Below are 15,050 nucleotides of genomic sequence, written 5' to 3' on the forward strand. Positions count from 1 at the left end.
GGGGTGCCGGGGCCGGCGAGTACGGCGGCTGATACCGGACATACATAACGATTTTATAAATCATGCAAATTTCCTACCTCCGCCACGCCTTGTTGTGGCCTTGTGTGCTGGCGCTGTCGGCCTGTGCCATTGATCCGGGCCTGTCGGATCGCAAGGACATCATTGAAAAAGGCATCACCGAGCAGACTCCGCTGGTGACGCCTACGAAATCGGCATCTGCCATGCGTGAAGGGCTGGCCTGCATGGACCGCATGCTGGCGGCCGAGCAGGTGCCTGCAACCTTGATTGCCGTCAAATCAATTCCGGACCCTTCGGGGCTTTTCAGCACCGGCACCAAGGAAATGCTGATCACGGCCATCTCACGCATGTCGCGTACCAGCCAGGCTTTCCGCGTGGTCGATTACGAGGTGGATGCCTTGAAGCAGGACACGGTGCAGACCATGACCAGCCTGCTGCTCAACAATGGGCAGATCGAGCTGCGCAAGCCGCAGATCTATATATCGGGCGCTATCAGCTTCGGCGACAAGACGGTGGTATCCAAGCGCCGCAGCATTGGCGTTTCCACCGCGAATACCGACACTGGCTACAGCTGGGATGTGCTGGGATCGGTCGTCGGGCTCGATCTGCATCTGGGCGACATGAATTCGCGCACCTTGTACCCGGGCCTCGATTCCGCCAATGAACTGGTGGTGGCCACCGGCGGCAAGGGGGTGGAGATTGGCGGGCGTGCAACGGGGTTGCCCAAGCACATCTACCGCATGGGCGTGCAGTACGAGGTGGCAGCAGACAATAACCAGGGCGCGGGCGCTGCAGTGCGTCTGCTGGTCGATCTGGCGGCGATCGAGTTGGTGGGCAAATGGGCCAAGATTCCGTACTGGCAGTGCATTGATTACGAACAGAACCACCCCGAGTTCAAGCGCCAGATGCGCGCCTGGTACGAAGAGCAGACTGCGACGGACCGCATCAACCTGGCGCAACGGGTGCTTCAGGCGCAGGGCGTATGGAGCGGGCCCGTCGATGGCAACGATTCCACCGCATTGCGCAATGCATTGGCCACCTACCAGGCTTCGCTGGACATGACCCCAGTGGGTATCGTGAACTTTGAAACCTATACCGGTCTGCTGCGCAATTACGTGGGCATGTCGGCAGAGGACAAGCTGGCATCGAGCTATTCGCCGCAAAGCAATGAACTCAAGCTGCGCGAGCATGCGCTGCCCATGAACGAGCCTGCGCACAACGGATTGACCGTGGCGTTGCTCGGCCAGAAGGAGCCCAGGCTGCAGATTGGCAACTCGGTCGTGCTGCGCATTGCGCCGGCGCGCTCCGGGTTCCTCTACTGCTACTACAAGGACGCGGCCAACGTGGTGTCCCAGATATATCCCAATCCGCAGCAGCAGGCGGTGGTGGCGCAGGGCAATATGGGGCTGATGGTGCCTGATGTGTCGCAGTCCAATTCGTTCCTGATCGAAACTGCACGGGCAGGAACCGAGCAGGTGTACTGCGCGATGACCGCCAAGCCGCTGACCGGGCGGGTACCGGCTGCCTTGACCAATGCCAAGCTGGAGCCGCTCGTTGGCGTAACCACCATCGAGACCGTGCAGCAGCAGGTGCAGGCGCAGGAAGGCGTGATCGCCCAATCGACCCTGCAGTGGGAAGTGGAAGGCCCTGTGGTGCTGGCGCCCGCCGTTCCTGAGAAAACGCCGCGCCGCGGAAAGCGCTCATGAAAGGGGCGATGCAACATTGGCGACGTTCGGTGTTTGCCACCGGCCTGGCGCTCTACGGCCTGAGTGCCATGGCGGCGATCGTGCTGCCCCATAGCGAAGGCGGCGGCGATGCAGGGAGTGCTGCGGCACCTGCAGCGCAATCCTCAGGTGGCGCAGGTGGCAGTGCATCCATCCGTGTGCCGGCACCCAGCCGCTCGGAGGCCAGCCTGCAGGTGCTGCGCCGTCAGGCCCAAGAAGGCGACAGCCGGGCGCAGGTGGAACTGGGCCTGTACTACTACCGCAATGCAGGCCTGCCGCAGGCGGGTGCGCAGGCGCGGCAGTGGTGGGGCATGGCCGCCGCCCAGGGTGATGCCCGTGCCATGGCGGGCCTGGGGTACATGCTGGGGACGGGCACCGGCGGGGTGCGTGATGTGCCCGCCGGTCGGCAATGGCTACAGCGGGCATCGGAGGCGGGCCTGTCCAAGGCGAGCTACCTCCTGTCGCTGGTGGAGCGCCGCATGACCGGGCCCAAGGCTGCACAGCAGGCGCGCCTGCTGCTGGAGCAGGCGGCGCGGGAAGGCGATGCCATGGCCCTGAATGACTTGGGTGTGGAACGTGAACTCGATGGCCGCATGGCAGAAGCCAAGGAGCTGTACGTGCAGGCCGTCGCCAAAGGGAGCCAGACGGCGCAGCAGAACCTGAATCGGCTGGCCAATTACCAGCGGGCCAGTGAATCGGAACAACTGGCTCGCTTGCGTGCCCGGGCCGACGACGGCAGTGCCGACGCGCTGCTGGAACTGGCCTACCGTTACCACCTGGGGCGGGGGGTGCAGCGCAATTTTGCGACTGCCATCCAGTATTACCGGCGCGCGGCGGATGCCGGATCGTCCAAGGCGCGTGAATTTCTGGGTCTGATTTTCAGCCGCAGCAACGAAAAGCAGGCGGTGATCGACGAGGCCTGGATGCAGGAGCTGGCTGCCCGCATCAACGCCGTGGCGCTGAGGGTGGAAGAAAAGGCGCCTGCACAGCTTCCCGACCGGCCGGTGCGGGTCGCAGATCCGCTGGCCGACCTGCTGCGCCAGGCCTTTGTGATGCCTGAGGCGCCAGCTGTGCCCCAGGCGGAGCAGCCATGGCCTGCCGAAAGTACAACCGATACCAACAGCCCGTCGCCCATCGCGGTGCAGACGGAGCCGACCGAGGGGCCGCAGGCACCTGCACGCCTTCCCGGCGCGCCGGTGTCTGATGATGCAAGCAATGCACTGCTGTCGCAGTAGTGAGAGAAAGGAAGAAAACCATGCAACAAACAACATGGGTACGCGGCGCGGCCGCATGCAGCGCCGCATTGGTGGCCACGCTGGCTGCGGGCAGCGTATGGGCGCAGGGCGCCGTCATATCGGCCCCCGGCGTGGATGTGCGCGGCGGAGCCAGTGGCGCGGCGGTCATCGTCAACGGCTCGGTGGTCAATGCAGCATCGGGCAAGGGCGCCGTGGCGGAGACGAATATTCCCGGTCGCAGCACCACGGTGCGGGGCTCGGGCTCCGGGGGCGCTGCCGTGGTGGTGGAATCTACCGGCAGCCAGACGGTGACCGTGCAGAGCAGAAGCCATGGCCGAAAGCCAGCAGGCAATGGGCGCGAGCATGTGAATGCCGACATGGCCAACTCCAACCTGGCCAATGCCAACTTTGCTGGCCATAGCTTCACCAATGTGGACATGTCCAACTCCAACCTGCAGGGCGCCAATTTCCAGGGCGCAGAGCTGGTCAATGTGGATCTGAGCAATTCCAACCTGTCGGGCGCCAACCTGTCAGGTGCATCGCTGGTGAATGTGAGCCTGGACGGCGCGCTCACGACGGGCGCCATCTGGACCAACGGCCGACGCCGCTGAAGCGCTTCTCCCATGCAAACGGGCCGCGCAATGCGGCCCGTTTGTCCCGGGGGGCGTTGCCTGCCGCCCGTCTACTGGCTGTCTGTGCCGGGTACCTGTTGCGCCTGGTGCTCGGTCAGTTTTTCCTCGATCACCTTCTCTCCCTCAAAGCCGGCCACGGCGGCCATGGCCTTCTTGAGAAAGCCGGCGTCTGCATCGGCTTTGGACAGTGCTTCTTCGGCAACCACGGCGCCAATCACTTCGTTGAGCAAGCCCATTTTGCGACCTCCACGCCCACGGGGCGCTGTTGATGAGGTCCTCAAGGTAGCACCGGCGCGATGCGGGTGCGAGTGCATTTGCAGGCCTTTACCTGCATTTATCTTTCTTTAAATGTGCGCGTATTGTTTGCAAATCTTTCGATATTGCTGTGTACTGCTTTAAGCCGGTAATAAGCTGGCGCGCGGCGAAAAGCGCTTAGGCGGTTTCACCCAGCCTGGCGCTGGCCTTGTCCAGCCAGAGCTTCAGGCTGTCGGTCAGGTCCTTCTGGCTGAAGGAGCAGCTTTCTTCGTCAAACAGGGCGCTGGATTCCAGCCGGTCCAGCAACTGCAGCAACACCTCTTCAAACTTGGGCGGAAGAGCGCCCAGCAGATCGGTATAGGTACGGGCCTGCTGGCTGAGCGCCGAGGCATCCATGTGGCCGGCGCCAAAGTGCTCCAGCGCGTCCTGCAAGGCTCCCAACTGGCGTAGTGCGGTCGATTGCATGCGGGTCTCCTGGTGGCTGTTTATGGCCCGAGTGTAGAGCGCATTTGGCGCCCGCCAGCATGGGATTTGCCTGGGGCCGTTTACTGAGAACGTGCTCACCAGCGCTGCAATGCAGCAAATGCGACAATAGCGGCATGAACGCCCTGAACATCGCGGAATACATGCAGACCCTGGGTTTGCAGGCAAAACAAGCCTCTGCGCAGATGGCCAAAGCATCTGCTGCTACCAAAAACAAAGCCCTCCTGGCTTTGGCGCGCCTGCTGCGCGCGCAGACCGAGGCACTGCAGGCGGACAACGCCAAGGATCTGGAGCGCGCCGTCGCCAATGGGCTGTCTGCGCCGATGGTCGATCGCCTGCGCTTGAGCCCCAAGGTGCTGGAGACCTGCGCCCAAGGTTGCGAGCAGTTGGCGGCCATGCCCGATGTGATTGGCGAAGTGCTGGGCATGAAGCAGATGCCCAGCGGCATCCGTGTGGGCCAGATGCGCGTACCCATTGGCGTGTTCGGCATGATCTATGAAAGCCGCCCGAACGTGACGATCGAGGCCGCAAGCCTGTCGATCAAGAGCGGCAACGCCTGTATTTTGCGCGGCGGCTCCGAGGCCATCGAGTCGAACAAGGCACTGGCTGCCCTGGTGGCGCAGGCGCTGGCAGAAGCGGGTCTGCCTGCACAGGCGGTGCAACTGGTGCAGACCACGGACCGCGAGGCCGTGGGCCAGTTGATCGCCATGCCCGCCTTTGTGGATGTGATCATTCCGCGCGGCGGCAAGGGCCTGATCGAGCGCATCAGCCGCGACGCCAAGGTGCCCGTCATCAAGCATCTGGACGGCAATTGCCACACCTATGTCGATGATCCCTGCGATCTGGACATGGCGCTGAAAGTGGTGGAGAACGCCAAGACGCAAAAATACAGCCCCTGCAATGCCACCGAAAGCCTGTTGGTGGCGCGGGGCGTGGCCGCCGGTTTCCTGCCCCGCATTGGCGCGGTGTTTGCCGCCAAGGATGTGGAAATGCGCTGTGACGCCGAGTCGCTTGCGCTATTGAAAACGGTGCAAGGTGCGCGCACGGTGCTAGCGCAGGAGCAGGATTGGAGCGAAGAATATCTGGCGCCGATCATCTCCATCAAGATCGTGGCGGGGGTGGATGAAGCCATCGCCCACATCAACCAGTATTCCAGCCACCATACCGAGGCGATTCTGACGCGTGACCACATGCATGCGCAGCAATTCCTGCGCGAAGTCGATTCGGCAAGTGTCATGGTCAATGCCAGCACGCGCTTTGCCGACGGCTTCGAGTTTGGCCTGGGCGCCGAGATCGGCATCAGCACCGACAAATTCCACGCACGCGGCCCGGTGGGTATTGAGGGCTTGACTTCGCTCAAGTACATCGTGCTGGGTGAGGGCGAAGTGCGAGGCTGATGCTGCATTGCTGACAATGGTTGGCAATGGCGCACCCGACAGCACACCGGCGTCGCCATTTGCCGACACGGCCGCTGCACGGCACCACGTTATGATGCGGCCGTTCAGGCGCGGCACTGGCGTGGTGCGCCGCTTTTAACACCGGATTGCCCCAGAGTGAAGGGCGGCCCCTGCAAGGGGTTGCCATAGACAGTGCGTTGAAGCGCAGGGGCATTTTTTATGAAAATTCTGATCTTGGGCGCGGGCCGCGTCGGCGAAAGCGTTGCGGAGAGCCTGCTGGGCGAAAAAAACGACATCACCGTCATTGACACGGATGGTGTGCGCCTGCGCGATCTGGAAACCCGCTTTGACCTGCGCGGCGTGGTGGGCAATGGCATCAGCCCGGATGTGCTGGCCGAGGCGGGTGCCGCCGACACCGACATGCTGATTGCCTGCACATCGCAGGACGAGACCAATCTGGTGGCTTGCAAGGTGGCGCAGGTCGTCTTCAATATTCCCACCCGCATCGTGCGCGTGCGGTCGATTGCATTGAAGAGCCACCCTGCCTTGCTGGAAGAGGGCGGTTTCGGCGTGACCCATGCCTTCTGCCCCGAAGAGGCCCTGATGGGCTACATCGGCAAGCTGGTGCGCTACCCCGAGGCCTTGCAGGTGCGGGAGTTTGCGCAGGGTTACGCGGCGCTGGCGTCGGTGCGTGCGCGCGGCGGTGCGCCGCTGGTGGGCCTGAGCGTGGCCGATGTGCAGCAGAACCTGCCGCAAGGCGCCGTGCGTGTGGTGGGTATCTACCGCCGCTTTCACCACGAGGCCGACCGCCTTGTCTCGGTGGAAGGCAGCACGCGCATCGAGCCGGGTGACGAGGTGTTCGTGCTGTCCGACAAGGAACACCTGGGCGATGTGCTGGCTGCGTTCAACCGCCAGGTGGGCGAGCTGGAGCAGCCCGTGCGCCGGGTGATGGTGGCTGGCGGCGGGCGTGTGGGCATGCGCCTGGCGCGCTCGCTCACCAAGGATTCCAAGCGCTTCCAGGTCAAGATCATCGAAAAGCACGAGAGCCGCTGCGTGTATCTGGCCTCGCGCCTGTCATCGGATGTGCTCGTGCTGCGGGGCGATGCGACCGACGAGAACCTGATGGAAGAGGAAAACGTCGAGGACGTGGACCTGTTCATTGCCATCACCGACGATGACGAAGACAACATCATGTCGTGCCTGCTGGCCAAGAAGCTGGGCGCCACGCGCGTGCTGGCGCTGATCAACCGCCGCACCTATGCCGACCTGATGCACGGCACCCAGATCGACATTGCGCTGTCGCCCGCGCAGGCCACGCTGGGTGAGCTGCTGGCCTATGTGCGCCAAGGCGATGTGCAGGCCGTGCACAGCCTGCGCCGGGGGGTTGCCGAGGCCATTGAGATCGTGGCGCGCGGTGATGCGAAGACTTCGCGCGTGGTGGGCAAGCGTGTGGGCAGCCTGCGCTTGCCGCATGATGTGCACATCGGCATGATTGTGCGGGGCCTGCCCGAGCCCGATGCGCGCAACACCAATGGCAGTGAAGCGCCGGAGCGCGAAGGCCAGGCGGCCGATGCGAAGGAGCCGCCCCAGGTGATCGTGCCCACCAGCGGCACCATCATCCAGAGCAATGACCACGTGATCCTGTTCCTGCCCAACAAGCGCCTGGTGCACGAGGTGGAATCGCTCTTCCGGGTCGGAGTCACCTTCTTTTAGGCGCCGCGATGACCGATCTGCGCCCCGTCCTGCGCATCCTGGGTGTGCTGCTGCTCATGTTTGGCTGCACCATGGCCGTGCCAGCTGCTGCGTCGCTCGCCTTCGACGATGGTATTTTCAGCGTCTACCCCCGCGCCATGGGGCTGGCCTGGATCTGCGGCCTGCTGCTGTGGTGGAGCGCGCGCCACGAGCAGCGCGAACTGCAGGCCCGCCACGGCATCATCCTGGTCGCCTTTGTCTGGACTGCCTTTCCGCTTTTTGCCGCCTTGCCCCTGTATCTGGGCTATGGGCAGATCGGCCGGGCGCTGAGCTGGCAGCATGCCTACTTCGAGGCGGTCTCGGGGCTCACCACCACGGGCGCCACCGTACTCAACCATGTGGACACCCTGCCGGTTTCCCTGAACATCTGGCGCACCTTTCTGCAATGGATGGGCGGCATGGGGATTCTGATTCTGGCGGTGGCCATTCTGCCCATGCTGGGCATGGGGGGCAGCCAGCTGTTTCGTGCAGAGGCGGCAGGCCCGGTCAAGGACACCAAGCTGACGCCCCGCATGGCTGAGACCGCCAAGGGGCTGTGGACCGTCTACGGCGTATTTTCTCTTGCCTGCGCGCTGGCCTACTGGCTGGCCGGCATGACGCCCCTGGATTCCATCATGCTGATGTTCACCACGGTCAGCCTGGGCGGGCTCACACCGCATGACGCCAGCTTTGCCTATTTCAACTCGCCGCTGATCGAGGGTATCTGCATCTTCTTCATGCTGCTGGCGAGCTGCAATTTCGCGCTTTATTTCGTCGCGTTGCGCAAACGCCGCATGTCGGTGCTCTACAAGGAGCCGGAGGTGTGCGCCACCCTGGGAACCCTGGTGGGCGCTGGTTTGGTGATCGGCATGATTCTGTGGGTCAAAGGGGTCTATGGGCCCGCTGAGGCAGTGCGCCATGCGGTGTTCAACACGGTCTCGGTGGCCACCACCACGGGGTACGCGACGGTGGACTTCGGCCTGTGGCCTCCCTTTGCACCGGTGCTGATGCTGCTGCTGTCGGGTGTAGCGACGAGCGCAGGCTCGACCGGAGGCGGCATCAAGATGATCCGCATGCTGCTGCTGCTCAAGCAGACGCGGCGCGAGATGCGGCGTCTGGTGCACCCCAATGCGGTGCAGCCCGTCACCATTGGCGGCAATGCCATCGACGAGCGCGTGATCTTCTCGGTACTGGCCTTCATGCTGGTGTACTGCGCCACGATTGCCGTGCTGACCATGGCCTTGCTGCTGACGGACATGGATTTCATGAATGCGCTGGGTGCCGTGCTGGCAAGCGTGAACTGCGCGGGTGTCGGCTGGGGCGATCTGGGTCCCAGCAACAATTTTGCCGGTCTGACCAGCTTCCAGCTCAGCGTGACGACCCTGGGCATGCTGATGGGGCGCCTGGAAATTTTGAGCTTCCTTGCTCTACTGACGCCTGCTTTCTGGCGCAGGTGAGCATTCGCTTATGCCCATCACGTTACAACAGAGGGTGACTTTGGGCGTCAACTCTCTACAATTGACACGCAATTGTTTTTTGCTCGTTTTTTTTGAGCCCTCAAACAACCTTCATCTATGGTCCCGAATCTCATAACAGCCCTAACGGGGCCCATCAACGAACTGGAACAACGGATGCTCGACGCCATGCCCGCGATCGAGCGCTGGTTCCGCCTGGAGTGGATGGAACACACGCCGCCCCTGTACTCGTCGGTGGACATTCGCAATGCAGGCTTCAAGGTGGCCCCGGTGGACACCAACCTGTTTCCCGGCGGCTGGAACAATCTGACCCCGGAAATGATTCCGCTGGCCGTGCAGTCTGCGATGGCTGCTATCGAAAAGATATGCCCCGAGGCACGCAACCTGCTGATCATTCCCGAGAACCAGACGCGTAATCCGCAATACCTGGCCAACCTGGCGCAACTGCAGAACATCTTCTCGATGGCGGGGCTCAATGTACGCATCGGCTCGATCGACCCGGACATCAAGGAAACCGTCAAGCTGAAGGTGGGCAACCAGGAGCTGGTGGTGGAGCCCGCATTGCGCCATGGCCGCCGCCTGGGGCTCAAGTACTTTGACCCCTGCACCATCTTGCTGAACAACGACCTCTCCAAGGGGGCCCCGGGCATTCTGGAAGAGGTGTACGAGCAGTTTGTGCTGCCGCCCCTGCATGCAGGCTGGAGCGTGCGCCGCAAGAGCCGCCATTTCCAGAGCTACGAGGAAGTAGCCAAGCGCTTTGGCAAGCTGATGGGCATCGATCCCTGGCTGATCAACCCGCTGTTTACCAGCCGCCAGGGGGTGGACTTCAACGACACCGGCGAGCACGCACTCGATGAACTGCGCGAAGATGTCGACGCCATGCTGACCAAGGTGCGCCGCAAGTACAAGGAATATGGCATCAAGGAGACGCCGTTCGTCGTCGTCAAGGCCGATAACGGCACCTATGGCATGGGCGTGATGACCGTGCACGATGCCAAGGAACTAGGACAGCTGCCTGCCAAGACCAAGAACCAGATGTCTCTCGTCAAGGACGGCCAGCTGGTGCACGACATGATCATTCAGGAAGGCGTGCAGACCGTCGAGCGCATGGATGGCGAAGCGGCCGAGCCCGTGGTCTACATGATCGACCGCTACGTGGTGGGCGGCTATTACCGCGCGCACTCGGACCGGGGCGCAGAAGAGAATCTGAATGTGCCTGGTGCACATTTCATTCCGCTCGCCTTTGAGCATGGCATCTCGCCCGGCGACTCGGTGGGCGCCAGTGCCCCCAATCGTTTCTACATGTATGGTGTGGTGGCGCGCCTTGCCATGTTGGCGGCAAGCTACGAACTGGAAGCCACCGACCCCGATGCCGAGATCTACGACTGACCGGTCGCTTCGGCAGAAACTCCTCTGGTGACTTGAAAGCAACTCCAAGCCCGGTGGCTCGCACCATTCGGGCTTGCCCTGATGCGCCGCAGCACTGCGGGCACAGCAACAAGCGCACAATGCAAACCAAATCATTACACGCATGCCCTGCGCGGCATGGCACAAAGGCTTGACGTGCAAAACAGCAAGAAATCATCGCTCTCCGCCCTGACGCTGGGAGCGGTTGGCGTAGTCTATGGCGATATCGGCACCAGCGTGCTGTATTCGCTCAAAGAGGTATTTGGCTCCGGCCATGTGCCTTTCACCCACGACAACGTCTATGGCGTGCTCTCCATCCTGTTCTGGACCTTGACGCTCATCGTCTCGCTCAAGTACGTGGTGCTGGTGCTGCGGGCAGACAACAACGGCGAAGGCGGTTTGATCGCCATGCTGGCGCTGGCCTCGCAGGCGGTCAAGGACAAACCGCGCCTGCGCTCCGTGCTCATGCTGATCGGCATCTTTGGCACCTGCCTGTTTTATGGCGATGGGGTGATCACACCGTCGATCTCGGTGCTTTCGGCGGTCGAAGGCCTGGAAGTTGTCTCGCCCGCGTTCAAATCCTGGGTGATACCGCTCACCCTGGTGGTGCTGCTGGCGCTGTTTCTGGTGCAAAAGCGGGGAACGGCGGGCATCGGCAAGTTCTTCGGGCCGATCATGGTGGTCTGGTTCCTCAGCATTGCAGCGCTGGGTCTGTGGAACATCGTGGACCATCCGCAGGTGCTGTGGGCGCTCAGTCCGCATTTCGCCTTGCGTTTCATCGTCGCCAACCCGGGCATCAGCTTCATCATCCTGGGCGCCGTGGTTCTGTGTGTGACGGGCGCCGAAGCCCTGTACGCTGATATGGGCCACTTCGGCAAGAAGCCGATCCGCCTCGCCTGGTTCGGCATCGCCATGCCATCGCTGGTGCTCAACTACTTTGGCCAGGGCGCTCTGGTGCTGGAAAACGCCGAGGCGGTGAAGAACCCGTTTTTCATGCTGGCGCCGCAATGGGCCCTGCTGCCGGTGGTGGTGCTGGCCACCATGGCCACGGTGATTGCGTCGCAGGCGCTGATCACCGGCGCTTTCAGCGTCACCAAGCAGGTGATTCAGCTGGGCTACCTGCCGCGTATACAGATCCAGCACACCAGCGTGCGCGATACCGGGCAGATCTACATTCCCTTCGTCAACTGGGGCCTGTTCTGGGCCATTGTGCTGGCGGTGCTGCTGTTCAAATCCAGCAGCAACATGGCCGCAGCTTACGGTATTGCGGTCACCCTGGACATGACGATCACCACGGTGCTCACCTTCTTTGTGCTGCGCTTTGGCTGGAAATATCCCCTGTGGGTGGCGCTGGCGCCCACGCTGTTCTTCTTCTGCATCGACTTCACCTTCTTCGCCTCCAACCTGCTCAAACTGTTTGACGGCGGCTGGTTCCCGCTGGTGATCGGCCTGTCGATGTTCACCATGATGATGACCTGGAAGCGCGGGCGCGAGCTGGTCTACCAGTCGCTGCATGCCAATGGCATCGAACTCAAGGGCTTTTTGCAGATGGTGCTGCAGGCACCGCCGACGCGCGTGGCGGGCACAGCCGTCTTCCTCACCTCCGACCCGAATGTGGTGCCAACCGCGCTGCTGCACAACCTCAAGCACAACAAGGTGCTGCATGAGCAGAACATCTTCGTGACCATCGTCTACCACGAGGTGCCCTGGATTGGCATGGACAAGCGCACCGCGATCGAGCCCCTGGGCAGCGATTGCTGGCAGGTGCAGCTGAACTATGGGTTCAAGAACGACGTGGATGTGCCCCTGGCGCTGCAGCAGCTGCGCCTGCGTGGCTGCGACACCGAGCCGATGAGCACGAGCTACTTCCTCTCGCGCGACGTGTTCGTTCCCACCGACAAGGCGAGCGCCGGCATGGCGCCGTGGCGACAGAAACTGTTTGCGCAGATGCACCACAATGCAGCGGGCGCGGCAGAGTTTCTGCTGCTGCCCAGCAACAGCCTGGTGGAGCTGGGCTCCAAACTGGAAATCTAAGTCTTATGGGCTATCAGCGCCCTGCAGGTAAGCGCTGATAGCTATTTATTTGATAGTGGCTACTGGTGGATGCACCGCGTGAGCGTTCACGATGTCATACCGCCAGCCAGCCCCATGCACTATGCGGTTTTTCAAGGATCTGAGCGTATCGGCGCTCGTGGCAGGCTTTGTGACGGTGCTGGTGGGCCTTACCAGCTCCATTGCCGTGGTCTTTCAGGCGGCGCAAAGCTTTGGCGCCACGCCAGCGCAGCTGTCGTCCTGGGTATGGGCGCTGGGCATGGGCGTGGGCCTGTGCTGCTGGCTGCCCAGCATGTGGTGGCGCAAACCGGTCGTGGTGGCCTGGTCCACGCCCGGTGCCGCGGTGCTGGCAACGGCAGGCGCCACGGGCGCATTCACCATGAACGAAGCCATTGGGGCCTTTGTACTGAGCGCTGCACTCATCACCCTGGTAGGCCTCACAGGGTGGTTCGAGCGTCTGATGAACCGCATCCCCATTGCCATTGCATCGGCCTTGCTGGCTGGCGTGCTGACCCGTTTCGGGCTGGATGCCTTTGCTGCGGCTCAGACCAATACCTGGCTGGTGGTTGCGATGCTGGTCGTGTATTTGGTGGGGCGCCGCTGGGTACCGCGCTATGCCGTTATGCTGACCCTGGCGGTGGGTATTGTGGTGGCGCTGGCGCAGGGCAAAATCCAGTGGGCAGCCGTGCAACCGGGGCTCACTTTTCCCGTTTTCACCATGCCGGCCTTCAGTCTGCAGGCGGCCATCAGCCTGGCGCTGCCGCTGTTTGTCGTCACCATGGCCTCGCAGAACCTGCCCGGCGTGGCCGTCATCCGTGGAACGGGCTACGACTTGCCCATCTCCAAGCTGATCTCCATCACAGGCCTGGCAACCCTGGTGCTGGCGCCGTTCGGCGGTTATGCCATCAACCTGGCGGCCATCACCGCCGCCATCTGCATGGGGCCTGAAGCGCACCCCGACAAGGCTCGTCGCTATGCGGCCGCCGTGGTCTGCGGTGTCATCTATGTACTGATTGGCTGTTTTGGCGTGGTGATTGCAGGCTTGCTTACCGCCTTTCCGCACGAGTTGGTGGTTGCAATTGCCGGCATTGCGCTGTTGGGCACCATTGGCAACGGCCTGTTCATGGCGGTGCAAAGCGAGCAATACCGCGAAGCTGCGCTGATCACCTTCCTTGTCACCGTGAGCGGCGTGGCAATAGCCGGAGTCGGATCAGCCTTTTGGGGCGTGGTGGCAGGCAGCCTCGCGCTTTTTGTGCAACATTATGGCAAGCGATGAGCGTTGCCTGGCTGTGCTTCATCGATTGTTTTGCCCGCTTGTGTCCACCCGATGGGCGCAGGCAGCTATTGAAAGAATAGTGGCTGTTGTGAGGCAGCCTGTCACACCATGCATATCCTCTTTGTTGCCGACCCGCTCGAATCCTTCAAGATCTACAAGGACAGCACCTTTGCCATGATGCGCAGTGCCCAGGCGCGGGGCCACCGCATCAGCGCCTGTGAGCCCCAGGACATGCACTGGATCAGTGGAGAAAAAGTCACCGCCCGCGTGCGCGACATCCTGCTGACCGGCAACGAATCTGCCTGGTTTGACGAAACCCAGAACCGCAGGGCAGAGCTGGCCAGCTTTGATGCCATCGTCATGCGCAAGGATCCGCCGTTTGACAGCGAGTACTTCTACTCGACCCACTTGCTGGAGCAAGCCGAGCGCGAAGGCGCCAAGGTCTTCAACAAACCCGCCTCGCTGCGCGACCACCCTGAAAAGCTGGCCGTCATGGAATTCGCCCAGTACACGCCGCCCACCTTGGTGACACGCAGTGCGCAGGACATCCGCGACTTTCACGCCAAGCACCAGGACATCATCCTCAAGCCCCTCGATGGCATGGGGGGCATGGGCATCTTCCGCGTCGGCCCTGATGGCATGAACCTGGGCAGCATCATCGAAACCCTGAACCTGGGAGGCGCGCAAAGCGTCATGGTGCAGAAATACCTGCCGGAAATCGTCAAGGGCGACAAGCGCGTGCTCATCATTGGCAGCCAGCCCGTGCCGTACTGCCTGGCGCGCATACCGCAAGGCAACGAAGTGCGCGGCAACCTGGCTGCAGGCGGCAAAGGCGTTGCCCAACCGCTGGAAGCTGAAGACCGAGCCATTGCCGAACAGGTTGGTGCCAAGCTGGCTCCGCGCGGATTGCTGTTGATCGGCCTCGACATCATCGGGCACAGCATCACCGAAATCAACGTCACCAGTCCCACCTGCTTCCAGGAAATCGAGCAGCAGGCTGGCTTCAAGGTGGGCGACATGTTTGTGGAAGCGCTCGAAAAGGCGGTTGCGGGAGCTGCCTGACAAATTTGTGAAGCTGAGGTGACAAATTGTCAAAACCTCAGGGGAAACTCCTATACAATACGCTTCATCGACAGCACAACGCCTTGCGAAGCTGCCAGACTCGAAAGAGCGCGGTTCGCAAGGTTTGTTTTTTGGTGGTGGCGACAAGTTGGGTGGCGGATGATTTCTTTCGCAACTTCTTCTGGTTGTCAAAACCTGTGCTACAATACAAGGCTTCGCTGATTGCAGCGAGTTGGTCCAAGAGGGCTGGTGAGATCGAGAGATGGTCGCTGGCTGGGTTGGATGGGTCTTTAAAAATTAACA

13 protein-coding genes are annotated in these 15,050 nt (G+C 62.0%); 10 read left to right on the forward strand and 3 right to left on the reverse strand.

Annotation, left to right across the window (positions count from 1 at the left end):
* Nucleotides 1-62: 62 nt before the first annotated feature.
* From ABIE32_RS18055 to ABIE32_RS18065, 3 genes are read left to right on the forward strand one after another with little or no spacing between them, the layout of a single operon-like run.
* Nucleotides 63-1,724, forward strand: coding sequence for a DUF4384 domain-containing protein (locus ABIE32_RS18055; RefSeq protein ID WP_429018136.1), 1,662 nt, complete (start codon nucleotides 63-65; stop codon nucleotides 1,722-1,724).
* An 8-nt stretch (nucleotides 1,725-1,732) separates the two neighbouring features.
* Nucleotides 1,733-2,977: a tetratricopeptide repeat protein gene (locus ABIE32_RS18060; RefSeq protein WP_429018137.1), complete on the forward strand. Its 1,245-nt coding sequence runs from the start codon at nucleotides 1,733-1,735 to the stop codon at nucleotides 2,975-2,977.
* A gap of 20 nt (nucleotides 2,978-2,997) precedes the next feature.
* Nucleotides 2,998-3,588 (forward strand): pentapeptide repeat-containing protein, encoded by a 591-nt coding sequence (locus ABIE32_RS18065; protein ID WP_224151190.1) that lies wholly within the window; start codon nucleotides 2,998-3,000, stop codon nucleotides 3,586-3,588.
* A gap of 71 nt (nucleotides 3,589-3,659) precedes the next feature.
* Here ABIE32_RS18065 and ABIE32_RS18070 read toward each other — a convergent pair whose 3' ends face one another.
* Nucleotides 3,660-3,845: a hypothetical protein gene (locus tag ABIE32_RS18070; protein WP_224151191.1), complete on the reverse strand. Its 186-nt coding sequence runs from the start codon at nucleotides 3,843-3,845 to the stop codon at nucleotides 3,660-3,662.
* A gap of 196 nt (nucleotides 3,846-4,041) precedes the next feature.
* Nucleotides 4,042-4,329, reverse strand: coding sequence for a hypothetical protein (locus ABIE32_RS18075; protein WP_224151192.1), 288 nt, complete (start codon nucleotides 4,327-4,329; stop codon nucleotides 4,042-4,044).
* Nucleotides 4,330-4,463: 134 nt separating this feature from the next.
* Here ABIE32_RS18075 and ABIE32_RS18080 point away from each other — a divergent pair, with 134 nt between their 5' ends.
* From ABIE32_RS18080 to gshB, 7 genes are all read left to right on the forward strand, one after another.
* Nucleotides 4,464-5,744, forward strand: a complete 1,281-nt coding sequence (locus ABIE32_RS18080) for a glutamate-5-semialdehyde dehydrogenase (protein WP_429018138.1) — start codon at nucleotides 4,464-4,466, stop codon at nucleotides 5,742-5,744.
* Nucleotides 5,745-5,963: 219 nt separating this feature from the next.
* Nucleotides 5,964-7,457: a Trk system potassium transporter TrkA gene (gene trkA / locus ABIE32_RS18085; RefSeq protein ID WP_395027419.1), complete on the forward strand. Its 1,494-nt coding sequence runs from the start codon at nucleotides 5,964-5,966 to the stop codon at nucleotides 7,455-7,457.
* 8 nt (nucleotides 7,458-7,465) lie between these two features.
* Nucleotides 7,466-8,932, forward strand: coding sequence for a TrkH family potassium uptake protein (locus ABIE32_RS18090; RefSeq protein WP_224151195.1), 1,467 nt, complete (start codon nucleotides 7,466-7,468; stop codon nucleotides 8,930-8,932).
* Nucleotides 8,933-9,049: 117 nt separating this feature from the next.
* On the forward strand, nucleotides 9,050-10,339 hold the full coding sequence (gene gshA / locus ABIE32_RS18095) for a glutamate--cysteine ligase (RefSeq protein WP_224151196.1): 1,290 nt from the start codon (nucleotides 9,050-9,052) through the stop codon (nucleotides 10,337-10,339).
* A 174-nt stretch (nucleotides 10,340-10,513) separates the two neighbouring features.
* Entirely contained in the window at nucleotides 10,514-12,391 is a 1,878-nt protein-coding gene (locus tag ABIE32_RS18100) for a potassium transporter Kup (RefSeq protein WP_429018140.1), read from the forward strand.
* 121 nt (nucleotides 12,392-12,512) lie between these two features.
* A complete protein-coding gene (locus ABIE32_RS18105) occupies nucleotides 12,513-13,685 on the forward strand; it encodes a benzoate/H(+) symporter BenE family transporter (protein ID WP_429018142.1) in 1,173 nt (390 codons plus the stop codon).
* Nucleotides 13,686-13,793: 108 nt separating this feature from the next.
* Nucleotides 13,794-14,747 carry a glutathione synthase gene (gene gshB, locus ABIE32_RS18110; RefSeq protein ID WP_429018143.1) on the forward strand — a complete coding sequence of 318 codons (954 nt, stop codon included), beginning with the start codon at nucleotides 13,794-13,796 and terminating at the stop codon, nucleotides 14,745-14,747.
* A gap of 64 nt (nucleotides 14,748-14,811) precedes the next feature.
* Here gshB and ABIE32_RS18115 read toward each other — a convergent pair.
* The coding region (locus ABIE32_RS18115) for a hypothetical protein (protein ID WP_429018145.1) at nucleotides 14,812-15,050 on the reverse strand (239 nt) is incomplete at its 5' end.

This window comes from Comamonas sp. 4034 (genome assembly GCF_050434545.1).
GTDB classification, from domain to species: Bacteria; Pseudomonadota; Gammaproteobacteria; order Burkholderiales; family Burkholderiaceae_C; genus Comamonas; species Comamonas odontotermitis.